General features: G+C 26.6%; 16 protein-coding genes. 2 read left to right on the forward strand and 14 right to left on the reverse strand.

What is annotated here, in order from left to right; all coding sequences use genetic code 11:
• From recB to recJ, 9 genes are all read right to left on the reverse strand, one after another.
• Window positions 1–2,447: exodeoxyribonuclease V subunit beta (recB, locus tag FD727_RS03335; protein ID WP_159938743.1), on the reverse strand; the 2,447-nt coding region annotated here is incomplete at its 3' end.
• Between the two features lie 118 nt (window positions 2,448–2,565).
• A complete protein-coding gene (recC, locus tag FD727_RS03340; RefSeq protein WP_159938744.1) occupies window positions 2,566–5,961 on the reverse strand; it encodes an exodeoxyribonuclease V subunit gamma in 3,396 nt (1,131 codons plus the stop codon).
• A gap of 206 nt (window positions 5,962–6,167) precedes the next feature.
• Complete coding sequence (thyA, locus tag FD727_RS03345; protein ID WP_159938745.1) at window positions 6,168–6,962, reverse strand: thymidylate synthase; 795 nt, start codon at window positions 6,960–6,962, stop codon at window positions 6,168–6,170.
• A gap of 17 nt (window positions 6,963–6,979) precedes the next feature.
• Complete coding sequence (gene lgt, locus FD727_RS03350; RefSeq protein WP_159938746.1) at window positions 6,980–7,840, reverse strand: prolipoprotein diacylglyceryl transferase; 861 nt, start codon at window positions 7,838–7,840, stop codon at window positions 6,980–6,982.
• A 789-nt stretch (window positions 7,841–8,629) separates the two neighbouring features.
• Window positions 8,630–8,761: a hypothetical protein gene (locus FD727_RS04100; RefSeq protein ID WP_255454577.1), complete on the reverse strand. Its 132-nt coding sequence runs from the start codon at window positions 8,759–8,761 to the stop codon at window positions 8,630–8,632.
• A 606-nt stretch (window positions 8,762–9,367) separates the two neighbouring features.
• The gene (gene lysA / locus FD727_RS03355; protein WP_159938747.1) at window positions 9,368–10,645 is read right to left on the reverse strand and encodes a diaminopimelate decarboxylase; all 1,278 of its coding nucleotides are present in this window, start codon (window positions 10,643–10,645) and stop codon (window positions 9,368–9,370) included.
• Window positions 10,646–11,128: 483 nt separating this feature from the next.
• On the reverse strand, window positions 11,129–12,649 hold the full coding sequence (lysS, locus tag FD727_RS03360) for a lysine--tRNA ligase (RefSeq protein WP_159938748.1): 1,521 nt from the start codon (window positions 12,647–12,649) through the stop codon (window positions 11,129–11,131).
• A gap of 9 nt (window positions 12,650–12,658) precedes the next feature.
• A protein-coding gene (gene prfB / locus FD727_RS03365; RefSeq protein WP_159938749.1) for a peptide chain release factor 2 occupies window positions 12,659–13,772 on the reverse strand; the annotation gives its coding sequence in 2 pieces (ribosomal slippage) (window positions 12,659–13,705 and window positions 13,707–13,772; 1,113 coding nt in all).
• A gap of 102 nt (window positions 13,773–13,874) precedes the next feature.
• Entirely contained in the window at window positions 13,875–15,599 is a 1,725-nt protein-coding gene (gene recJ / locus FD727_RS03370; RefSeq protein ID WP_159938750.1) for a single-stranded-DNA-specific exonuclease RecJ, read from the reverse strand.
• 599 nt (window positions 15,600–16,198) lie between these two features.
• On the opposite strand from recJ, the gene ygfZ reads away from it, so the two are divergent.
• Window positions 16,199–17,185, forward strand: coding sequence for a tRNA-modifying protein YgfZ (gene ygfZ / locus FD727_RS03375; RefSeq protein WP_159938751.1), 987 nt, complete (start codon window positions 16,199–16,201; stop codon window positions 17,183–17,185).
• Window positions 17,186–17,680: 495 nt separating this feature from the next.
• Here the strand turns inward: ygfZ and pepP are convergent, their stop codons facing one another.
• Window positions 17,681–19,021: a Xaa-Pro aminopeptidase gene (gene pepP, locus FD727_RS03380; protein WP_159938752.1), complete on the reverse strand. Its 1,341-nt coding sequence runs from the start codon at window positions 19,019–19,021 to the stop codon at window positions 17,681–17,683.
• A 271-nt stretch (window positions 19,022–19,292) separates the two neighbouring features.
• Between pepP and FD727_RS03385 the strand changes: the two genes are divergently transcribed.
• The gene (locus FD727_RS03385; protein ID WP_159938753.1) at window positions 19,293–19,883 is read left to right on the forward strand and encodes a 5-formyltetrahydrofolate cyclo-ligase; all 591 of its coding nucleotides are present in this window, start codon (window positions 19,293–19,295) and stop codon (window positions 19,881–19,883) included.
• Between the two features lie 1,105 nt (window positions 19,884–20,988).
• Here the strand turns inward: FD727_RS03385 and rpiA are convergent.
• The 4 genes from rpiA to epd form a co-directional block, all read right to left on the reverse strand.
• Window positions 20,989–21,648 carry a ribose-5-phosphate isomerase RpiA gene (gene rpiA, locus FD727_RS03390; RefSeq protein WP_159938754.1) on the reverse strand — a complete coding sequence of 220 codons (660 nt, stop codon included), beginning with the start codon at window positions 21,646–21,648 and terminating at the stop codon, window positions 20,989–20,991.
• 537 nt (window positions 21,649–22,185) lie between these two features.
• Entirely contained in the window at window positions 22,186–23,277 is a 1,092-nt protein-coding gene (gene fbaA / locus FD727_RS03395; RefSeq protein ID WP_159938755.1) for a class II fructose-bisphosphate aldolase, read from the reverse strand.
• Window positions 23,278–23,342: 65 nt separating this feature from the next.
• A complete protein-coding gene (locus FD727_RS03400) occupies window positions 23,343–24,503 on the reverse strand; it encodes a phosphoglycerate kinase (protein WP_159938756.1) in 1,161 nt (386 codons plus the stop codon).
• Window positions 24,504–24,559: 56 nt separating this feature from the next.
• Window positions 24,560–25,579 carry an erythrose-4-phosphate dehydrogenase gene (gene epd / locus FD727_RS03405; RefSeq protein WP_159938757.1) on the reverse strand — a complete coding sequence of 340 codons (1,020 nt, stop codon included), beginning with the start codon at window positions 25,577–25,579 and terminating at the stop codon, window positions 24,560–24,562.
• Between the last annotated feature and the right edge of the window lie 26 nt (window positions 25,580–25,605).

The following is a 25,605-nucleotide window of genomic DNA, read 5'->3' on the forward strand; positions in this document are numbered from 1 at the left end:
CCTATGTTACAGTGATAAATTGAACGTGTTAATGCTACATATAATAAACGTAAATCTTCTGCTAATCTATTTTGATTAGATAACATATCAGTGTTATTATCTTTTAGATTTAAGATCGGATTTAAATTATTATAATAATTATAAGATTCACTATTTTTCTTTTGGAAGGCACACGCAAAAGGTAACCATACTAATGGATATTGTAATCCTTTAGATTTATGAATCGTAATAATTTGTACTAGATGAGAATCACTTTCTACACGCACTTGATGATTAATTAATTGGTTATTAGAACATGATATTTGTCGTGCAAGATAGCGGGTTAGAGCTTGAGGGTTATTTATTTTATACGTTATTTCTTGTAACAACTCGCCTAAATGCAATAAATTAATAACTCGACGTTCACTGTCTTCGACTGATAATAAATTTTGAATTAGTTGACGGTCAATGATAAACTTACGTATCATTGCTAGTATACCATGTTTCTGCCATATTAAATACCATCCATAAAAAATATCGATGATTTCATGCAATTTATAGATATTATGAATTAATTCTTCAAGTTTTAATGCATTTATACCAAATAAAGAAGTTGACATTGCAGTACAAAGCTTAGATTTATTTTCAGGGGACAATATTGCCTGCAATAAATACAGTAATTCATTTGCTTCAGATGTAGCATAAACACTATCACGATTAGATAGATAAATTGATGGAATGCGTAGTTGATTAAGTGCATCTCGAATTAAATTGCCTTCCTTACGATTACGTACTAATACTGTAATATCTGAGGCTTGAATAGGCTTTAATATTTGTTTTTTTGTTCCAAGTAACGCTCTTTTTTGCTGACCAGCCTGTAACCAATAATTAATATTCATTGCACATTGTTGTGCCATATACTGATAGTAATCAGTAATACTATTACCTTCTCCCGGTTGAACCCAAAACCTCAAAGCTGCTTGCACTTTATTATTTAGAGTTAAAGTTAGCATTTCATTTAAGGATGAATATTGTACTGGTAAAAAAGGAATATCATTTAAAATGAACGGTAATTTTACACGTGAAAATAACTTATTAATACTTTGAACCATTTTAGGTGAAGAACGCCAATTAGTATTCAACGTAAAATGAGATTTTATTTCATTACGTGCATGAATATAAGTAAAAATATCTGAACCGCGAAAAGAATAGATGGCTTGCTTAGGATCACCTACTATAATTAATGTATGTGCTGGTTGATTCATATACACTTTACGAAAAATATTATATTGTACTCGGTCGGTATCTTGAAATTCATCAATTAAAGCTACAGGAAATTTTTGACGAATTTTTTCTGCTAATTGATTTCCATCAGTTTTTTGTAGTAATTCATTTAATTTATTAAGTAAATCATTAAAACTAATTAATGATCTTAATTGTTTTTCTTTTTGTATTGTTTCACTTATTTCTTTTAATGCTCGGGTAATAATTAGTTTTCTTAATGAAATATTTTGTTTTAAAAATTTATCAATAGCTAAAAAAAGCTTATGATAAGGAGCTATTCCTTTTTTAGTTTCTTTTTCTAATGTAATTTGACTAAAACGTGTTAACTCAGATGGTATATGATAATTATCAGTATTACTTTGTGCCCAATACGAAATTTTATTTATCCATATATTTAAATATTTACTATTATATATGTGTTGATCAATATGGGAATTTATAATTAATGAACAAGCTTCTTCATTTAATAGTAACCATAATCTTTTAATATCATTAATATATATTAGATTTTTTTTATGTTGTGAAGTAAAAGTTTCTGCTATATCATAATGTATTAAATCTGATAGAGCTGTATTTCTTTTAAACCAAGGAAGTAGCGTATTAAATAATTGTTCAGGATCAGACCACTCTTCTGCAATGATTTTTGCTATATCTAACGTCAATGGATAAAAATGACGTCGCCAAAAATCATTAGTAGCTTCTTTTATTAAGAATTCTTCATCTTCAATCAATTGATGTTCAAATAAGACACCAGATTCTAAAATATTAAGGTTAAGTATACGTCGACAAAAACCATGTATAGTAAAAATAGCAGCTTTATCCATTTGATATTCAGCATTTAAAAGTAATAAAGAAGCATCAGCAGGATGTATAATATGTTTTAGTAATTCCATTATCATTAAATTATTACTAAAACCATTAATACAAGCTAATCGTAATTCGTGAATAATTTCACGAATGCGTTCACGTAGCTCAGTACTAGCTGCATCAGTAAAAGTTACAACCAAAATTTCCTCAATCGATAAAGGACGATAGTAGGAATTTTGTTCACCTAACCCAAGTAGCAAACGTAAATAGAGCAAACTAATGGTAAAAGTTTTACCAGTTCCAGCTGAAGCTTCTATTAAACGTTCTCCAAATAGAGGAAATGTTATAGGATTTAAAACATTAACGACTTGATTCATTATTAATAAACTCGTATAATTAATCGGTATATTTTAATCAGTCATGGAAAATATTATTAATAAATTAACTATTAGATAAAATAAACATATTAATGCTTAATATTTTCTATATAATGTTTTATAGAACATCTGATTTATCTTGAGTCATTTGAAGAATAGGTAAATACCATTGACAAGTAGCATTAATAATTTCTTCTATGATGTCATCATTTAGCATGCGACTTAAACGCTGTACATAAGGATCAGAACCGTCACCTTTAACTTTAAAATTACCATACCAAACTTGCCTTAGTTTATTGATCGCTTTTTTTTGAATTATTTTATTTTTTATTAACTGACGCGACTTTACATCAAAGCTAATATCTAACCACGCACCACCACATTTATTTAATAACATTAGTGGTTTCATCATACCAATTTGATATCCATTTATATATTTTTTCAAAAATGTTTTTGCTTTAACTGATGTTAATGGTTTAAAACACCAAACACTTTGTTGAAGTCCATATATACGACTTGTTCCTTTACCACCTAATGCACAATATACTAAGTGCTCTAACCATAATAGCAAACCATCTTTTATATTTAATAAATGAGATCGCCATCTTAGTAAACCATCATTTTGTACTTGAGTTAACCATCCAATCAATTGTATTTGATGCAATTCTATATTAACTTCCCATGTTTCTGCATTTTCTTGATATTGATTTCTAACTTTTAAGGCTATCTTTTGCATATCTGATTTTATATTTTGCCAAGAAATTTCTCCAAATGTACCATAAGGTATATTTCCAGCTAAACTATGTTGTAAATAAATATGTTGCGTGTCAACACCTGCTATTAATGCATTCAGTAATTGAGTTTTTATTTGCAATAAATGTAAATTTTTGGATAAAAAAGATTCATTATTTGGGATCAAAATATCTTTTGATATTTCAAAATGAACGTTTAATCGTTGATGAAACCAAGCACGTATTGGATGTTGCCAGAATTTTAATAATTGCTCTAATAATAATGTTTCTAATGATAATTGTGGTAATAATTTAACAAATTTTAATGTTGTTAAATTATTATGTATAGCTGTAGGTAGCCATTCACTAGCAAAACTTTGATTATATTTGCCTATTTGAAAATTTACTGCAGCAAAAGGTAGACGACTATGCCAAGTATGAAGATGATTACGTATATGTTGCTCGCTAATCTCTAGTGTACATTGTTCATCACCTATTAAATAGAAATTTTGGGAAATATAATCAATAAGCTCTTCGATTATCACTGACGGATAAAGTTTAGTATTATCTTTGATTGAACGACCGATATAACTAATATAAAATTTATTCTGAGCTGAAAGAAACGTTTCTAAAAAAACATAACGATCATCTCCTTGAGTACTATAATCACCTTTACGTATATTTTTTTTCATTAAATCAAAACTAAGAGGTGTATGTATGTGTGGATATACACCATCATTCATTCCTAATAAGCAAATGATTTTAAAAGGAATTGAACGCATTGAAATTAAACTACAAAAATTAATGGATCCTGTAAAAAATTGTTGATTAATACGTTGTTCATTAAGGGAGTTACAGAATACATTATAAAGTAATGAAATAGGAATAGATTCTTTATAAGAACATATTCCTTCTTCAATAATATTATTCCATTGCATTTCTAATAATGAAAATACCTCTTGCGTTTCTACATTCCTAATAAAAAAAGTATTGATTAGATCATTACATAATGATTGCCATTCATGAAGTGTATGTTTTTTAGACAAACGTACACGTAAATGTTCAAGGGAGGATAAGAATTCACCAAGATAACCAATTAATTCAGCTATTGATCCATGAGAAGCATCATATGGCAAAATACCTCGCCAATCTCCATTATTACTATTCATGGCATAACCGAGTAACATACGTTGTAATCCAAAAATCCATGTATGTTTCCCAGTACTTGGTAATGAAAATTCTTTAACATTAGTATCATCAAATCCCCATCGAATACCAGATTCCATTATCCAGCGTCGTAATAAACATAAATTATTTTCGGTAATTAAAAATTTTCGTGCTATTGCAGGAATTTCTAGGAATCCTAATATTTCTTCAGCAGTAAAACGACTTTCTGATATTTTCATTAAATTAAGTAATGCTAATATTATAGGATATTTTTGAATGGTACAATGATGTGAAATCGTAAAAGGTAAATAACGTTCATCTGTCATATTAGAAAAAGTTGCTTGAATAAATGGAGTATACTTATCAATATTTGTTACCATTACAATAATATCACGTGGTTTTAGTTCATGATCTGTTTCCATAGCACATAAAAGATAATCTTGTAGTACCTCAACTTCACGTTGGATACTATGGCAGACTTGTATAGTGATTGATCTATCATTAGAATTTATGCAACGTTTAGTAGAACTATGTTCTAATACACTAAGATGATGATTATCAATCCCTATAGCTACATTAGTATTTAAATTTAATATATCGGATTGAATATCATGTAATAAATTATCCTGCGGCACATCAACGAAAGCATAAATATCGTCAACTGGCACATTTAATTGATTAAGTAGAAAAATACTATCGCTTCCTATTTTTCCCCATGAAGCTAAAAGTGGATTACTTAGTTGTTGTTGCTTATTACATTTATTAAAAAAGTTAGATTCCTTATCTCTATCAGTAAATAATGAGGTGTTTTTATTTAAAGATAATTCATGGTTTTTAACCTTAGTTAAAAAAGTATAATCTTCAATATCTGCCCAGTAATGACGACATGGATTAGTAAACAAAAAATGAATATTAATATAACGACTAAGTTTTTCTAAAATTTTTAAATAAATAGGAGGTAAAGTTAAAACAGCAAAAATAAATATTCGCTTAGGAAAATTAGATGGCAATGAGTCCATACGTTCTAATATTTCAATACATCTTTGATAAAGATTAGCGGTATGTAACATTGGATTACTTTGGTAATTAGTTTGACTAATTAGATCTCGCCATAATAACGCTTGCCAATTCTGTGCTTTACCTAGACCATCAATTAAATATCCTTTTTCCCAATTTATTAACCAATCAGGACGATATATTAAATATTGCTCAAATAAATTTGCAATACGTACGCTTAATTGATATAATTTGCGATTATCATCATCGTTATCAATGTATTTTCGTAGCAAAGAAAATTCTTTTTTTTGAAGAAAAAGTGGTAATTTATGCATTACTTTCCAAGTCATATTTATTTTAGTAAATCTATTTTCTTCCGGAAGATTAGGTATTAATTTATGTAAGATATCCCAAATGAAACTTGATGGTGATAAAAAATTAATGTTAGAAGCAATATTAAAATGCTTTGCTATCTCTAGTTGTAACCATTCTGATATACCACTACTTTCCACTATTATTTGTTCAGTTATAAAAGGATCGGAAAGCGGTTCAATTGTCATTAATCTTACTGCTAAATCTTTTAATAAATCTAGATGATTTGAATGATAAATTCTAAACATAAACTTGTTTTAATAGAATTGTTTGATCTTATTTTAAATAAATTAATTTACTAAATATTATACCTTAATAATTCACGGAAGATAAAATTTTGTAAAAACATGTAAATAAAAAATTTATACATATGTTAAGTAACAATAATTAATATAAATATATATCGATAAAAAAGATTTAGTTATAAACCTTAATAATCTTTAGTACAATTCGGTTAAACTGAGATAGGTGCTTTAATTTCTGGATGGGGATCATAATTGTTAATCTTAAAATCTTCAAATTTATAATCAAAAATAGACATGGGCTTACGTTGAATACTAAGATTACTTAATGGACGAGGTTCACGCATTAACTGTTGTTTAGCCTGTTGTAAATGATTTATATATAAATGCGTATCTCCTCCCGTCCAAATAAAATCACCTACTTCAAAGTTACACTGTTGGGCAATCATATGTATTAGTAACGAATAGCTTGCTATATTAAATGGTAAACCAAGAAATACATCGCAAGATCGCTGATAAAGCTGACAAGAAAGCTGACCATTGACTACGTAAAATTGAAATAAAGCATGACAAGGAAATAACATCATTTTATCTAAATCACTAACATTCCATGCAGAGACAATAATACGACGTGAATTTGGAGTATATTTAAGTTGATTAATTACATTAGCAATTTGATCAATTTCTTTATCTACTCCATTGCTCCAATGACGCCATTGTTTCCCATATACTGGACCAAGTTCACCATTTTTATCAGCCCATTTATCCCAAATAGTGACACGATTATTTTTTAAATAACTGATATTAGTATCACCTTTAAGAAACCATAATAACTCGTGAATAATGGAGTGAAGATGTACTTTTTTAGTTGTGAGAAGCGGAAAACCATTTTTTAAGTTAAAACGCATTTGATATCCAAAAATAGAAATTGTCCCCGTGCCTGTACGATCGCATCTTTCTGTTCCTTCGTTTAATACATATCGCATTAAACTTAAGTATTCTTTCATTTAACCTCTCAAAATGCTTAATTTAAACGATGTTGATACGATAAAATTATTATAATAATACCAAATACAATCATGGGAATTGACAAAATTTGACCCATGCTGATACCCCAGACTAATAGCCCTAATTGTAAATCTGGTTGTCGAAAAAATTCAGCTATAATACGTAATATCCCATAACTAATTAAAAATAAAGCAGAAACACTACCTAATGGATGAGGTTTACGAATAAATAAATTTAGAATAATAAAAAGAACAATCCCTTCTAAAAAAAGTTCATATAATTGTGAAGGATGACGCGGTAGCATCTTATATGTATTTAGTAAATATTCATATTGCGGATTTTGATTAATAAATAACATATCTTCGATATGTGCTGTTGGAAACAGCATGGCAAATTTAAAATTTGGTGCTAAACGACCCCATAATTCACCATTGATGAAGTTGCCTAGTCGACCAGCTCCTAAACCAAATGGAACTAAAGGAACGATAAAATCTGATATCTGAAAAAAATTACGTTTTGTATTATATGAATACCATAATATAACTACAATAACACCTATAAGACCACCGTGAAACGACATTCCTCCTTCCCACACCTTAAATAAATATAATGGATGTTTTAGAAAAAATGGTAAATTGTAAAATACAATGTATCCGATACGTCCTCCAATACATGCCCCTAAAAAACTAAAATATAAAAGATCTTTTACTTCATGGTTTGACCAACCGTTATTATATTTATTACAACGAGATAACCCTAGCCATATAGCAAAAATGAAACCCAATAAATACATTAATCCATACCAGTGAAGTGATATCGGGCCAAATTTAAAAAATACCGGATTTAATTGAGGGAATAAAATATAATTAATGTTCATATTTGTAAAAATTTTTTAAATTTATATTTTAAATAGTTAAATCAAAATTATTCAATCAATATTTCCATATATATATATTATACTATTATACTATTATAGTAATTATTAAAGATGATAAATCTAAAATCTCCTGAGATAATAAAGTTAAAAGCATAATTATTAAAGTAATTAATTAAAATGCCAGTATATAATATATCTTATTGATAGTTAAATTACAATGATCATTATTTATTATTTTATATTATTATAATTACTTTATTATGAATGACCTTCATAAAAATGATACAGCTTAAAATTAGATTGTTTTATAATTTACTATTAATAATCAATATTAATTGAACATTAAGTTAAATTAATATTGATTTTCTATTTATAAAAAATATTTTTTGACAAAAATAAATATCTTATAGATTATCATGTTAGATCATTTCTAAATACAATGTTATATAATTTATGGCATAAATATATTTATATGAGCAAACTTCTTCATAACATATCTATGTACATCAATTTTAAAAAAATAATTTGATGTATAGAATATCACAAATTAACCCATTGAAAATCATTAAAATTTGACTTTTTTATCGTAAACATTAATCTCTGTACTATTGCAAGTTAACTATAAAAATCAATTGTTTGAACACTACATATTAGTATTATGTTTACTCTTATAAAATATTTTTGAAATTTATAACTTTGTCAATTGTAAATACAAGTAATTATTTGAATTTTGTTATGAAATAAACCTATTTCTTCAAATAGTTTACGATATATAGTTTATGACATTATCTATCCTAGATAAATACCTTCTTGAGGAAACTGCCGAGAATGCCTTTTAAAGCGCTTATCACATAATACTTGTCCATAATCATTGTAAATTACAATGATTATGTTTAAGCGATAACCATTAGTGTTAATCACTTATCTACCTCAACACTAAATTTTAAATAATTTAATATCTTATATTTTTATTGCATATAAATTTATAATATAATAACTAAAATTTTATTTTTAAAATGTATTTTTCTTTAAGTATAAATTATATTAACAAGTAATACTAAGAAGTTTATGGTTAAAAAATTAAGTTTTTGAGGAAATTCAAGCATGTTTACAAGAGTATTTATATACTAATAAAAACATTAATATTTATAAGTTTTTAAATTGATGTATTTATTTTATAAATGATTGATATAAATTAAATTAATACATTAAGATAATAATCTTACATTAAATCGTGATATTAAAGCGTCTTTAATTGGATTATTAATTCAAGTTAATTTTAAATGATGTAATAAAAATTACATAATTAAAATTATTTAAGTTGTATTAATACAATCTAAAAATTCTATTTGTTAATAGAATTACACAATATTTACATATTGATATTAAATCAAGTTTTATTTTAATAAAATGTAAATTAATTAAATAAAGAAAATATCTTAGTAAAATTAAATATTGTGATTTTTAAAAGTAACGATTAATAGACGTACATCTACATATAAGATAAGATTAAAGTATTAACTAATATTATTTACATAGTAAACTACCACTATTTAGCTCTAATTCTAATAATTCTTGTATTGTTTGAGAGCGGCGAATTTCTCTTATACCTTCTTTTTCGAATAAAATTTCTGGAATTAATGGACGAGTATTATAGTTTGAGGACATTGATGCACCATAAGCTCCAGTATCGTGAAAAACCAAATAATCACCTACTTGTGCTATAGGTAATATACGAGATTCCAAGATACCTCCTTCCTGCTGTGTGAATACATCACCAGATTCACATAATGGACCAGCTACAATATAATTTATCATCTTGTATTCATTTAATATTCGTCCATCTGCGGGTAATATAGAAATATGATGATAACTCCCGTACATACATGGTCTTAATAGATCGTTAAAACCTACATTTACTAACAAAAAATACCTTTGTCCTACTTGTTTGATTGCTCGAATTTGCGATACAAGTACACCTGCTTCGGCTACCAAAAAACGTCCTGGCTCAATTTCTAATTGTATTGCATGACCAAGATATATAGCAATATGTTCACGTGCATCATTCCAAAGATTAAAATAATGTCTTGTATCAATCTTTTTTTCTCCAAAACGATAAGGTACAGATAAACCACCTCCTGCTGAAATTATTGATATATCATGATTGAGTTGTATTACATGTTGTATCATGGCATTACATACATATTGTAAATGTTCATAATCTACTCCAGAACCAATATGCATATGCAATCCTATTAAACGTAAATTATACTTTTTAATAATTTTTAATGCTTCAGGTATTTCATTATTCCATATACCATGTTTACTATTTTCTCCACCAGTGTTAGTTTTTTGACTATGTCCATAACCAAATCCAGGATTGATACGTAACCATACGCTATGACCAGGTGATATCGACCCTAATTGACGTAACATATCTATTGATCCAGCATTGACCGGTACTTTAAGTTCAGCAATACGTATCAATGTTGAATGTTCGATTAAATCGGATGTAAATACAATATCTTCACTATTAGTTTTATATCCAGCAATTAATGCACGTTCAATTTCACCTAAAGATACTGAGTCAACTTTAACGCCAGCTATGCGCATTAATTTTAAAATATGAATATTAGAACAAGCCTTTTGTGCAAAACGAACTATATCAAATATACTTAGTTGCTTGATACAATCATGAATAATTGCAGAATCATATGCCCAAAATGGACCTGAATAATACTTTGTAAGTAATAATAAATTCGAAGCATTAAGTGCTGTTTCAGTGTTTTTAAGCGATCGTGGCATTGAATTATCCCTGTAAAATGTTATCACTTAATTATATATATAATTTAATCGTAACTGTACAAGGAGTTATTAGTTTTATCTTCATATAAATAATAAAACATAAATAATTACTTTATTACATATAAGATTATATATTTATAATATAACTAATATGGATATTTTAAATAATATATTAAAAGATATATTTATATATATAAAATCATATAATATATACTCATAGGTTATATGTAAAAATCAAATTAACATTATATATAAATTAAAACTAAAATTATTGCAGCTGACAAATCTTACAACTATTAAATTATAATATTTAACTCAAAATTTTATCTAATCTAAGATTTATACTTTATTTAAAATATAAATAAGATTTCAAATCTATATATTTATTACATAGAAACAGATAAAGATTTAAAAATATTTAATATAATATAAAATATAAGAATATTGATAACTAATAAATATATCTTATATATAAAGATAATATCATTTATTATCTGGACGCAATGTTGGAAACAATATTACGTCCCTAATATTATGACTATTGGTAAATAACATAACTAAACGATCTATGCCAATACCAAGACCAGCTGTAGGTGGTAATCCATACTCTAAAGCGGTAATGTAATCTTCATCATAAAATATTGCACTATCATCACCTGCTGCTTTATCATTGATCTGATTTTTGAATCTTTCCATCTGTTCATCCGAATCATTTAATTCAGAAAAACCGTTACCTATTTCATGACCATTTATAAATAATTCAAAACGATCTGTAATTTCTGGATTTTTATCATTACAACGTGCTAAAGGAGAAATTTCAGTAGGATATTCAATTATAAATGTTGGTTGAATCAAATGTATTACAACAATTTCTTCAAAAATCTCTGATATGAGACGCCCTATTTTCCAATTTTCCTCAATTTTAATATGCAATGATTTTGCAATTGACTTAGTTTTATTAAAATCCTTTAGATCAGAACAATTTATTTTAGGCAAATATTTTGTAATTGCTTCAATCATAGTAAATTTTTGAAAAGGTTTAGTAAAGCTAATAACTTCTTTTCCATAAGGTATTTCCGTGGTACCTAATAAATCTTTAGCTAAAAATTGTAAAAGATTCTCACATAATGCAAGTAAATCCTCATAATCTGCATATGCCATATAAAGTTCCATCATTGTAAATTCTGGATTATGGTAAGGAGAAATACCTTCATTACGGAAATTACGATTGATTTCAAATACACGTTCAAGACCTCCTATAACTAAGCGTTTTAGATATAGTTCAGGTGCAATACGTAAATACATATTCATGTTAAATGCATTATGATGTGTAATAAATGGACGAGCAGAAGCACCTCCTGGAATCATCTGCATCATAGGAGTTTCTACTTCTATAAAATTATGTTTTATCATAAAGTTACGTATATTATTGATTATTTTTGAACGTATTTTAAATACATTACGAGAATGTTCATTCATGATTAAATCAAGATAACGTTGACGATAGCAAGTTTCTTGATCTGTCAAACCATGAAATTTATCTGGTAATGGTCGCAATGATTTAGTTAATAAATATAATTCAGTACAATAAATAGAAAGTTCACCGGTTTTAGTTTTGAATACTTTTCCACGAGCACCTAAAATATCACCTAGATCCCATTTTTTAATTTGTGTATTATATATATTTTCTACTAACTTATTACACGTTACATATAACTGAATACGACCATCTACATCTTGTAATATAATAAATAAAGCTTTGCCCATAATACGTTTATGCATCATACGTCCAGCTACACTTACTAAAATATTTAAGTTTTCTAGTTCGTTATCACTTTTTTCATCATAAATAACATGTAGTTGCTTAGATGTCATATCACGACGAAAATTATTAGGAAATGCTATACCATAATTACGTAGATTTTTGAGTTTTTCACGACGTATCTTTAGTTCATTAGTTAATTCAAGCACAATATTAGTATTGTGAGATGATTCTTTCAACATCTTAATTCCTTAATGTTGGTTCTTTAATATTCCATCTTTTAAACTTGCTTTAATAAAATTATCAAGATTACCATCCAGTACTTCTTGTATGTTATGACTTTCTATATTAGTACGTAAATCTTTAATACGAGAATCATCAAGAACGTAAGAACGAATTTGTCTACCCCAGGTAATCTCAGGTTTATTGTCTTCTTCTTCTTGATTATTTATATTTTTTTTCTGTATTTCATATTCATACAATTTAGCTTTTAATTGTTTAAAGGCTTGTTCTTTATTTTTATGCTGAGAACGGCTGTTTTGACATTGAACTACGATATTAGTAGGTAAGTGAGTAATGCGTACAGCAGATTCTGTCTTATTTACATGTTGTCCACCAGCACCAGATGATCGATAAACATCTATACGTATATCAGATGTATTGATCTTGATGTTAATCATATCATTTATTTCTGGATAGACAAAAACTGAACTAAATGAAGTATGACGACGTCCGCTAGCATCGAAAGGACTTTTACGTACTAAACGATGCACTCCGGTTTCAGTTCGTAACCATCCAAAAGCATAATTACCTTTAATTTTAATTGTAACAGATTTTATACCAACAATTTCTCCCTCAGACTCATCAATAATTTCTGTATTAAATCCTTTATATTCTGCATATCGTAAATACATACGTAATAACATACTGGTCCAATCTTGAGCTTCAGTTCCACCTGAACCAGATTGAATATCCATATAACAATTGGCATTATCATGTTCGTTAGAAAACATGCGATGAAATTCTAATTGTTCTAATTTGGTTTCTAAAAGAAAAAGTTCTTTAACAGCACCATTAAAAATTTCTATATCATTTGTTTCTAATGCTAAATTTATTAGTTGTTGTATATCTTGTGAAGCTTGATATAAATCATCTATTGTCTGTACTATTTCTTTTAAAAAAGCATGTTCTTTAGTCAAAGATTGAGCTAATTTGTATTTATTCCAAATATCTACTTGTTCTAATACGTTATTGACTTCATCAAGTCGTTCTTTTTTTATATCGTAGTCAAAGATTCCTCCTAAGTAGATTAATATGACGAATAAGTTCTTGAATACGACTTTTTGCGGAATTAATTTCAAACATGGCTATTTTAGCCTTTTTAGATTTATTAGAAATAATAGATAAAATCTATAAATAAATATTGATATATCATAAGGTAATAACTAGTAAAATTATTAGATGCACCTACGACCAAATATGATCGATGATTAATTGTAAAGACTGATTACCACCATAATTATTAATGTTTAATTTATAAGCTATTTTTACATAATGTAACTTTTTATTTGGCCATACTGAGGGATCAATGTTAAAATTTATACCTTCTAATATAGGTCCACCACCAATAGGTTTCAGTAGAACTTTTAAATGTTGATTACATATCAACTGTTGTTTTAGTAGCTCAAATTGACCATCAAACGTAGGTTCTGGAAATTCATGTCCCCAAGGACCTGCATCACGTAACATCTCTGCAGTATGTAAAGAAAATTGCCATGTTTCTAATTCTCCATCCGACCAAATTATATGTTGTAATACTTTGTTTTGCAAATATTCATTAATTATTTCAGTGAAACATTGGCAAAATTGTTCATATTTTACTTGTTCTATTGATAAACCTACTGCCATTGCGTGACCACCAAATTTGATTATTAATCCAGGAAATAATTTATTAATTTGTACAAGTACATTACGTAAATGTAAATCAACAATCGAACGTCCAGATCCTTTTAAAATTCCCTTTTCTCCCGGAGCAAATGCAATTACTGGACGATAAAAACGTTCTTTTAACCAAGATGCTAAAATACCTACCATTCCTTCATGCCATTTAGGATCGTAAAAAATTAAACTATGTGGTAAATTGCCGTATTTATCTTTTAATAAATTACACATTATCATAGCTTCATGTTGCATTAATTGTGCGAGCTTTTTTCGTGTTTTATTAAGCATGTCAAGTTGATGTGCTAATATATATGCTTTATTAATATCATTTGTAATAAGTAAAGCTATACTACTTGATATATCATTTAGACGTCCTGCGGCATTAATTCTTGGACCTATAACAAAACCTAGATCACTAGTAACTAACTGACTTTTATTAATATTAGCAATATTTAACATTGCATTAATACCTATCCTTCCTTTGCCTGAACGAATACGATTTAATCCTTGCCATACTAAGATACGATTATTAGAATTAAGTGGTACTATATCTGTTACAGTACCGATTGCTACTAAATCAAGTAATTCTGCTAATTTTGGTTCAGTTCGAAAATTATTAAACCAATCTTTTTGACGCAAATATGCACGAAGGGCTAACATCAAATAAAATGCTACACCAACTCCAGCTAATGAGCGTAATGGGAAAAGGTTGCTATTTAAGTTGGGATTGACAATTGCATTAGCTATAGGTAATGTTGTGTCTGGTAGATGATGATCTGTGATTACTACTAAAATTCCTTGTTGACGTGCAGCAACTGTACCAGCGTGAGATGCTATTCCATTATCTACAGTGAGAATCATATCCGCACCGCGTATACGTACACACTCAACTATTTTAGGGCTTAAACCATAACCATGTTCAAAACGATTGGGTACAATATAATCAACATTTCCTCCCATACTACGTAATGCTAGTACTACTAAAGCTGTACTGGTAGCACCATCTGCATCAAAGTCACCTACTACAATTATACGGCTGCTTGTTTTTAACATATCGTATATTAGAACAACAGCATCGTTAATACCTCTTATTCCTTTCCAAGAAAGTAGGTGATGTGCACTACGTTCTAATTCTTGTAAAGTTTTTATACCTCGTTGCAAATAAATTCTACGTACTAAAGGAGGTACATCAATAAGTAAATTTGCATCAAAGTGACATTTACGTCTATATAATTTAGCTAAACATTTCATCTAAAATAAATTATGTTCTAAGAATATTAAAAATATTATTTAACTTTGTTGTTATAAACAATAAGATTTTTATATAGTTAATATGAGTATCGATTGAAATTAATATCTAAATTAAGGATTTTCATCTATTGAATAAATATTCTTCAATAGATTTATTAAATACTATATTTAATATAATTATTGTTATTTATTGTTATGTCAACGAAAATCTTTAAAAGATTTATCATTACATGATAGTAATAGCAATAATTATATTGGTAATATATAGTAAATAGCTGAAAATTTATCTGAAATATTTAATATAAATCTATAATGTAATTTTTATTAAAGATAAATTATATGAATATAAAAAAATACTAATAATTTATTAATTTTTAAGATGTTATCATAGGATATTCAATAAATTAAAATTCATAATAAGTATTTATTAAGTAGTTATGTAAATATAAATCAAGATAAAATATCTTGTACATCTATTATTTTATTTACATAAAATTTTAAACTTTATATTATAAGATTGTATGTATCATATATTAACATATCTGAAAGATACATTAACTAAATAAAATAAAATTAGATAATTTATTTAGGATATATATATGCAAAGTTTTATTTTTCCTTCAAATAAACTCTCAGCATCTTCATTTTTACCTTTAACTCTTATATCTCTAGAAGAATGGATATTAGTTTTAGTACAAGGTAAGAATAGTCACTCCTATCTTCAAAGTCAGTTAACATTAAACATAAATAACATGAAAACAACACAGCATTACTTATCTGCACATTGTAATGCTAAAGGTAAAATGTTGAGTAATATACGTTTATTTCATTATAGAGATGGATATGCATATTTAATACGATATAACCTACATCAGCAACAAATTACTGAGCTAAATAAATATGCGATTTTTTCAAAAATTTCTATTACTGCTGCTAGTGATGTAGTATTACTAGGAGTAGTTGGTTTGAATGCACGTTTAGCACTTCAAAATATATTTAAAGTAATACCATGTTCTGATATACAAGTAGTAACAGAGAAAGATACTACAATACTTTGGTTTGCCCAACCAGCTGAACGATTTTTAATTATTACTACGTTAATAGAAGCCATAAAACTGAAAAAACAATTATGCAATATAGCGCTATTAAATGATAGTAAACAATGGCTAGCATTAGATATTGAAGCTGGATTTCCGATTATTGACTTACAAACTAGTGGTAAATTAATGCCACAAGCTGCTAATTTAGAAGCTCTTAATGCGATAAGTTTCGAAAAAGGTTGCTATATGGGTCAAGAAGTAATAATAAGTAATAAATTTCGTGGTATTAATAAACGTGCATTATATTGGTTAGCAGGTAAAGCAAATAAAATACCTAATATTTTAAGCTCTTTGGAATTACAGATAAACAATCAATGGCGTAAAACAGGAATGGTATTAAGTTCAGTTCAGATAAATAATGATAATATCTGGATACAAAGTATTATGAACGCTGATATTAAAGCTAATAGCAATATACGCATAACTGGTGATGAAGATAGTAAATTAACCATTCAAACACTTCCTTATACATTAAAGAATAAATAAATTAATAAATCCTATTGAATTAACTTATTGATATTAAATATATATAAACAAATTTAAAATATTGAGATATTTTGCGCAAAATATAAAACTAATTTACATTAGCAATGTTTGATTAAAATTAATTATTTTATTATAATTAAGACTATAAATTAAATTAAAAACTAAATATATATTCAATATTATAAATTTAATCAATATATGAATTCAAACATTATGTAATTCTATATACATAGATATATTATATTAATATTAACTATGAGGTAATATAGTACTTACATATAAGAATATAAACATAATAAATATGAATTGATATCAAAAAGTGAATATTTTTATTTAGGTTAGAGTAACATGATATATACAATTTATTAATATAACTTATTCAGTAATTAATAATTATCAAATAAAAAATTTTTATTGTTAATGTTTAAGTAATATTAATTAAATATATAAATCCATGAAAGTATAAAAATTGAACATACAATTAATTATATGTAATTATATGTAATTAAAAACTTTATTTTTATGTGCTGAAATTATTATATTTTCAATTAATTTAGGATCTTTAATAACTTTATCTGTAAGATTTTCATTTCCATTCATAGTAATAAGAATATTATCTTCAATACGTATACCAATACCATGGTATTGTATTGGAACTTTTGAGTTAGGCATAATATATAGTCCAGGTTCAATACTTAATACCATGCCCGGTGTAAGTATGCGATCACGATTTAATGTACCATAATCTCCGACATCATGTACATCTAATCCCAACCAATGACTTAATCCATGCATAAAAAAAGGTCTATGAGCCTGTTCTGCAATCATTTCTTCAAGATCACCATTAAGAATGCCCAGGTTAATTAAACCTAATATCATAATACGTACAACTTCATCATTAACTTTACGGATACTAGTACCTGGACCGAACATTTCTAAGGCTTTGTATAAAGATCTCAATACAATATCATAAAGAGCGCGCTGTGGTTTAGTAAAACTACCATTAATAGGAAAGGTTCGACTAACGTCCCCAGTATATCCATATAATTCACATCCTGCATCAACTAGTACTAAATCACCATCATTCATTTGACTTTTATTTTCATTATAATGTAAAAAACAAGAATTTTTACCTGATGCAACTATAGTGTTATATGATACAAAACGTGCACCATGTTGATAAAATTCATGATGGATTTTACCTTCAAGTTGATATTCAAACATACCAGTTCGACAGGATTGTATTGCTGTGCTGTGAGCTAATGCATTAATATTCCCTATATTACGAATAATATTAATTTCTTCTTCATCTTTAAATAAACGCATTTCATGAACCCAGGGCCGCCAATCAGTGATTGTATGGGGAGCGTTTAAATATTTAGATGATCCACTACGTAGTTTTGTTAGTATATTGCATACTAATATATCAGCTTCTATATTTTCTCCTTGAGCATGATAGATCACATTAAGTCCTATAATCAGTTGATATAAGTGTTCATGAACTTCTCTCCATGGTAAAGCACAATCTACTCCAAGTTTAACTAAAGCCTTTTGCTGTCCCAATCTCTTACCTGACCAAATTTCTGATTTTAAATCAAGCTCAAGATTGAATAAAACACTATGATCATTAGTTTCATTTTTTTTAATTAATACTAATAGAGAATTTGGTTCATTAAATCCGGTAAAATACCAAAAATTGCTATTTTGACGATAAGGGTATTCGGTATCATTAGTACGTATCACTTTAGGTGCTGCAAAAAATAATGCAGCGCTATTAGATAGCATATGATTAATCATCATTTGCCTACGTTTTCGAAACGTTTTTAAGCTAATCATATCTATCTCTCTATTAAATAGATTTAAATAAATTAATTAAATATTTATAAAGTATGATTCATAGTACTCAAATTATTTATTACTAATGATCACTAATTAATAATTTTTTTAATTTTATAATTTATACATTATATAATGATTCTTTGAAATATAAAATATAAAACATAAATATCTTACAAGAAATTTACATTAGTGAAATTCTTGATATTATATTAAATATAAAGATATTCAATAATGTAATTTACTATATACAAAAATTTTAAATCAAATCATGATAAAAGATTTTTTTTTAAAACGTCAAAATATTCGTCAACATTTACGTAATATTCGTTTTAATTTAGCTTCGAGAGAAAAAATACAAGCTGCTAATTTATTAGCTCAATATAGTGTAAATTTTAGTCCTATTGTTAAGGCAGAACATATTACAATATTTTTGTCTATTGATGGAGAAATTGATACATATCCATTGATAAATCAACTTTGGAAGAAAAATAAAAAAGTATATTTACCTATAATACATCCTTTTGCTAAAGATCATTTATTATTTTCAAGATATACGCTTAAAACAAAAATTATTTTAAATAAATTAAATTTTTTAGAACCAATACTAGATATTACTCAAATTATAACTTTAGATCTAATCGATATTATGTTCATACCTTTAGTAGCATTTGATATTCGAGGTTATCGTATTGGAATGGGTAAGGGATTTTATGATCGTACATTAAAAAACTGGCAGAAATATAATTTTCTGCCCATAGGAATTGCATATGACTGTCAATTAGTTAATAATATACCAGAATCTACATGGGATGTACAGTTACCAATTATCTTAACTCCTTCAAAAATTTGGCATTGGTAATATATTAACTAGCATTGATTTTTATCCAAAAAATATAAGTAAGTAGTAATGATATTTTTAATAAAACCTATCATATAATTGTTTACTATAAAAAGTATTTTTATATGAAAAAATCACATTAAGAATAATATTTATAAATATTAAATTATTTAATTTAATTACTCTTTATGTAAGAAGAATCTGTTAATAAATTTCACTTTTTTAAGTAAAAAAATAAATATTAATATAAAATTAGCAGTATTATCAAGATAATTTATCCATTTATTCTAGATTGTTAATCCAAATATTAATTATATCTTTTAGAATATTATATTAATATAATTTAATTATGAAACTTATATAATATTAAATAATAAGGATTAATATTAATAGCGGCTAATTATCTACATATGTTTTTGCTAAGATGAGCTAAATATTTATTAAATAAAATCTTGAAAAGAATTTTAATGTTAATTATATTAATTATTAATGTCTACATAAATTAAACTTAATCTGTAATTTTATTAAATTAACAATATAATTATTAATTTAAGAGTATAATTTATACTAAAATTTTTGATTTATATAATTACTATATTATTTATTGTATAATAATAACTTATTTTAATATCGTAATAAAAATATTTATGAATATTTTATTTTGAATTAATATATACATTACAATTATAACCTATTTTTAGTTGCAGTTGAATCATATGAACTAAATTATTATTTTTTATGATTGACAATTTAATTAAATATTGATTGAAAAAAAGCAAATAAAATAATTTGAAATAGATTTTCTTATTATCGTTAAACTAAACCAATAAATATTAAAATTAAAAAATTTAAAATAAAATCACTTTTTATTAAAAGCATATTACTATAACTTATTAAATATTATTTATATTAAATTAAATAGTGACTTAAAATAAATAATTAATCTTAATTATTTAACTAATTTTGTTTTTCATTAATATAGTACACATCTCTTTTTAAGATAGCATGTATTTTAAATTCTTGTATGAGTTATATAAAATCATTAATTATATTTTCAATTTATTATATAAATATTCATATAATATAAATTATACAAAAACTATTGTACTAAATTTTTTAGAAAATTCTATTTAACAACGGTTTTAATGCCATTAATGGTGCTAATTAATACTACATCTGCCATTTGTATAGCAAATAAACCTACAGTCACTACTCCTGGTAAATTATTAATTGTTTTTTCCATTTTAATTGGATCGTAAATTAATAAATTATGTACATCAAGAATAATATTACCATTATCAGTAATTATATTTTGACGATATTCTGGCAAACCACCAAGCTGAATTAATTTACGTGCTACATAAGTACGTGCCATAGGAATTACTTCTATTGGAAGTGGAAATCTTCCCAAAATATCCACTTGTTTTGACGAATCAACAATACAAATAAATTTTTTTGACATAGCAGCAATGATTTTTTCAGATGTTAAGGCGCCACCGCCACCTTTAATCATCTGCATTTGTGAGTTAATTTCATCTGCGCTATCAACATATACATCCACTTTATCAACTTCATTAGGATCAAATATCGGTATACTTAAATCTTTTAATCTTATTGTAGATTCCTTAGAACTAGATACGCTACCATCAATCTTATGTTTTATAGTATTAAGAGCCTCAATAAAATACATAACTGTAGAACCACTACCGATACCAACAATAGCACCCGGGTATATATAATGTAAAGCAGCCCAAGCTACTGCTTCTTTTAGTTTATCTTGACTCATGTATATTAAAGTCCTATATATTTTAATTATATTTACTATATAATAAAATTATATTAAACTTAAATAATAATTAAAAATGTTATATAAAAGTATTGAATATCAGTCATTCATATAATATAACAACAATATATATTGTTATAAACAAAGATTTATTATTAATATAATTCAAATATATTGTTAATTTAATTTTAAAAACTAATATATTTATTAATTCAATTATTTAGTTATATAAATTTTATTTTTGTTGTTGGTAACAATTTATTTTTTAATATGTAAATTAACTTATCTACTCATATAATGAGTAGTGTTAATAAGTATTAAATTAAATTTAATTATATATATCAATATATTAAACAAATAATGAGTTAAATACAATTTTATTTTTATTAAGATAAAGAATATATATCTTAACAATTAATATATGTTAATAATTAATTAAATTAAATAACATAAACTATTTATTTTTAGTTATTACAGTAAAAAAATAAATAGTTTAAATTTAAACTTAAATAACTTTAATATACTAAAAGTTTTTCCTTAAATATTTAGTTCAAGTATATTAATGGCATTTAATTCTTTAAATGCTTGTTCTAAACGAGATATCATGGATGACTGTGCTGCACGCAACCAAACTCTTGGATCATAATATTTTTTATTCGGACAATCTATGCCATTCGGATTTCCTAGCTGAGTTTGTAGATATTTTTCATTAGACTTATAATATTGCAAAATACCATTCCAAATAGCCCATTGAGTATCAGTATCAATATTCATCTTAATTACACCATAACTAATGGCTTCTTCAATTTCTGATGCCGAAGAGCCCGAACCGCCATGAAAAACAAAATTTAAAGCGTTATTTAATAAACCATGTTTTTTGCTTATATATTTTTGTGATTCATGTAATACCGTTGGAGTTAATTTTACATTTCCTGGCTTATATACACCATGGATATTCCCAAAAGAAGCAGCTATAATAAAACGTTTACTAATTTTACTTAATTGTGTATAAGCATAATCTATATCTTCAGGTTGACTATATAAAGCAGATATATCAATATGACTATTATCTATACCATCTTCTTCTCCACCAGTTACTCCTAGTTCAATCTCAAGAGTCATATCTAGTTTATTCATACGAGTTAAATAATTACTACAGATTTCAATATTTTCTTCCAATGTTTCTTCAGATAAATCAATCATATGAGAAGAAAATAATGGTTTACCAATTTTCTTAAAATGTTGTTCTCCTGCATCTAATAAACCATCAAGCCAAGGTAATAATGCCTTATTACAGTGATCAGTATTTAAAATTACTGGAATACCATACTTTTTAGCCATTAAATGTACATGATATGCACCTGATATTGCACCTAAAACCGCTGCATCATATGATTTATTAGTTTTCAATCCCTTACCTGCTATAAAAGCTGCACCACCGTTAGAAAACTGAATAATTACAGGCGATTTTACTTTAGCTGCAGTTTCTAATACAGCATTAATAGAATCTGTTCCAAAGCAATTAACCGCAGGTAAAGCAAATTTTTTTACTTTAGCAAATTGAAAAAGTTTTTGAACATTATCACCGCTAATAACTTCAGATTTTAAGAAATCACAAATCTTAGCCATAAATACATTCTTCCTATATTATCTACTAAATAGATAAATGATTTTTAGAATTTAAATTTAAAATATTACTTAACACGATCTTCTAGTATTTTTACTACAGGTAATTGATTACCTTCTATAAATTTTAAAAAAGCTCCACCACCAGTAGAAATATAGGAAATATAATTTTCAATACCAAATAATTCAATAGCTGCTATTGTATCACCTCCTCCAGCAATAGAAAGTGCATCACTTTCTGCAATAGCATTTGCAATAATTTCTGTACCTTTACGAAAACTCGGTATTTCAAACATTCCAACTGGTCCATTCCATACAATGGTTTTTGCTGTTTTTAATAATTGTGCAATAGAATATGCTGTCTTATTACCAATATCCATAATTTCTTCATTTTCTTTTATTTCGGATACATTTTTTTCTATAATTAACGTATTTATAGATGATTTAGATATAACACGCACGTCAGTGGGAATTATTATGTTATATTTATTTCTCAACATCTTAGCTCTTTCAATACAATCTGGTTCATATAATGATTTACCAACTTTTTGGTCAATTGCTATAAAAGTATTTGCGATTCCTCCACCAACAATAATTGTATCTGTAATTTTTGCCAAAGAGTTTAATAAATCAAATTTAGAAGATACTTTTGAACCACCAACTATTGCTACCATTGGATATTTTGGATTACTCATAACTTGACTTAATGATTCTAATTCTTTACATAGCAGCTGACCGGCACAAGCAATGGGAGCAAATTTACTTACTCCATAAGTTGAAGCTTCTATCCGATGAGCACTAGCAAAAGCATCCATGATAAAAATATCACATAATGCAGCATATTGTTTTGATAGGAATTCGTTATTTTCACGTTCTCCTTTGTTAAAGCGAACATTTTCTAATATTATAAGTTCATCTATACCTATATCTACGCCATTTAGATATTCTGTTGCTAAAGTTATTTTAATGTCTTTAAGTTTATCTTTTAAATTATTTACTATAGGATTTAGCGAAAAATATTTATCATATTTACCTTCTTGTGGACGTCCTAAATGAGAAGCAACTATTACTCTAGCTCCTTGTTTAAGTGCTGAACTTATGGTTGGTAAAGCAGCTTGAATACGTGCATCGGACGTAATTATTCCATTTTTTAATGGTACATTGAAATCAGTACGAATTAAAACACGTTTATCAGCTAAGTTTAAGTCAGTCATCTTTATTAGGGACATAGCAATAAAATTCCTCTCTAAATTCAATATTGGCTAAAATATAAAAGTAATCTTAACTATTTAAGATTACTTTTATACATTACTAATGCTGTATCTATCATTCTATTAGAAAAGCCCCATTCATTATCACACCAAACAAAAAGTTTTATTAAGTGTTTACCACTTACACGAGTTTGTGTACCATCTACAATAACACTATGAGGGTCATGATTTAAGTCTATTGACACTAATGGTAACTCTTTATAATCTAATATTCCTTCAAATTCTTGTTTTGAAGCTTTTTGTAATACAGTATTTACATCATATATTTTTACCATTTTATCTACTACAATACTTAAATCAATAGCAGTAACATTAATTATAGGTACACGTACTGAAATAGCTTCAAAACAATTATTAAATTTAGGAAAAATACGACTAATACCAGTAGCTAACCTTGTATCTACTGGAATAATTGATTGAGTAGCAGAACGACTACGACGTAAATCATTATGATACGTATCAATTATATTCTGATCATGCATTATTGAATGAATAGTTGTAATGGTGCCTAATTTAATGTTAAAAGCATCATCTAATAATTTAATAACTGGAATAATGCAATTAGTAGTACAAGAGGCATTTGAAACAATAAGATCATCGTTTTTAAGGGAATGATGGTTTACACCAAATATAATAGTAGCATCAAGATCATGACCTCCTGCGTGAGAAAATAATACTTTTTTGGCTCCTGCCTCTAAATGAGCTTCACCATCTTCTCGAGTACCATAGACTCCCGTGCAATCTAATACTATATCAATATTCAATTCGCGCCAAGGTAATGAATGAATGTTAGAAGAATGTAAAATATAAATAATATCATTATTAACAAATAATTCATCACATTGTTGAGACACATCAAAACCAAAACGACCATGAGTCGTATCATATTTTAATAAATAAGCCATACATGCTGATTCTGCTAATTCATTGATGGCCACTACAGTAATTTCTGTTTGGCGTCCGGTTTCATATAACGCACGTAGTACATTACGTCCAATTCGACCAAAACCATTGATTGCTATACGAATAGCCATTTATATTGCTAACCATATTACTAAAT

Source organism: Pantoea sp. Mhis (assembly GCF_009830015.1).

Coding starts and splice junctions, on each gene's coding strand:
- recC (WP_159938744.1), bottom strand. CDS start 5,961: ATGTTTAGAATTTATCATTCAAATCATCTAGATTTATTAAAAGATTTA.
- thyA (WP_159938745.1), bottom strand. CDS start 6,962: ATGAAAGAATACTTAAGTTTAATGCGATATGTATTAAACGAAGGAACA.
- lgt (WP_159938746.1), bottom strand. CDS start 7,840: ATGAACATTAATTATATTTTATTCCCTCAATTAAATCCGGTATTTTTT.
- lysA (WP_159938747.1), bottom strand. CDS start 10,645: ATGCCACGATCGCTTAAAAACACTGAAACAGCACTTAATGCTTCGAAT.
- lysS (WP_159938748.1), bottom strand. CDS start 12,649: ATGTTGAAAGAATCATCTCACAATACTAATATTGTGCTTGAATTAACT.
- recJ (WP_159938750.1), bottom strand. CDS start 15,599: ATGAAATGTTTAGCTAAATTATATAGACGTAAATGTCACTTTGATGCA.
- ygfZ (WP_159938751.1), top strand. CDS start 16,199: ATGCAAAGTTTTATTTTTCCTTCAAATAAACTCTCAGCATCTTCATTT.
- pepP (WP_159938752.1), bottom strand. CDS start 19,021: ATGATTAGCTTAAAAACGTTTCGAAAACGTAGGCAAATGATGATTAAT.
- FD727_RS03385 (WP_159938753.1), top strand. CDS start 19,293: ATGATAAAAGATTTTTTTTTAAAACGTCAAAATATTCGTCAACATTTA.
- rpiA (WP_159938754.1), bottom strand. CDS start 21,648: ATGAGTCAAGATAAACTAAAAGAAGCAGTAGCTTGGGCTGCTTTACAT.
- fbaA (WP_159938755.1), bottom strand. CDS start 23,277: ATGGCTAAGATTTGTGATTTCTTAAAATCTGAAGTTATTAGCGGTGAT.
- FD727_RS03400 (WP_159938756.1), bottom strand. CDS start 24,503: ATGTCCCTAATAAAGATGACTGACTTAAACTTAGCTGATAAACGTGTT.
- epd (WP_159938757.1), bottom strand. CDS start 25,579: ATGGCTATTCGTATAGCAATCAATGGTTTTGGTCGAATTGGACGTAAT.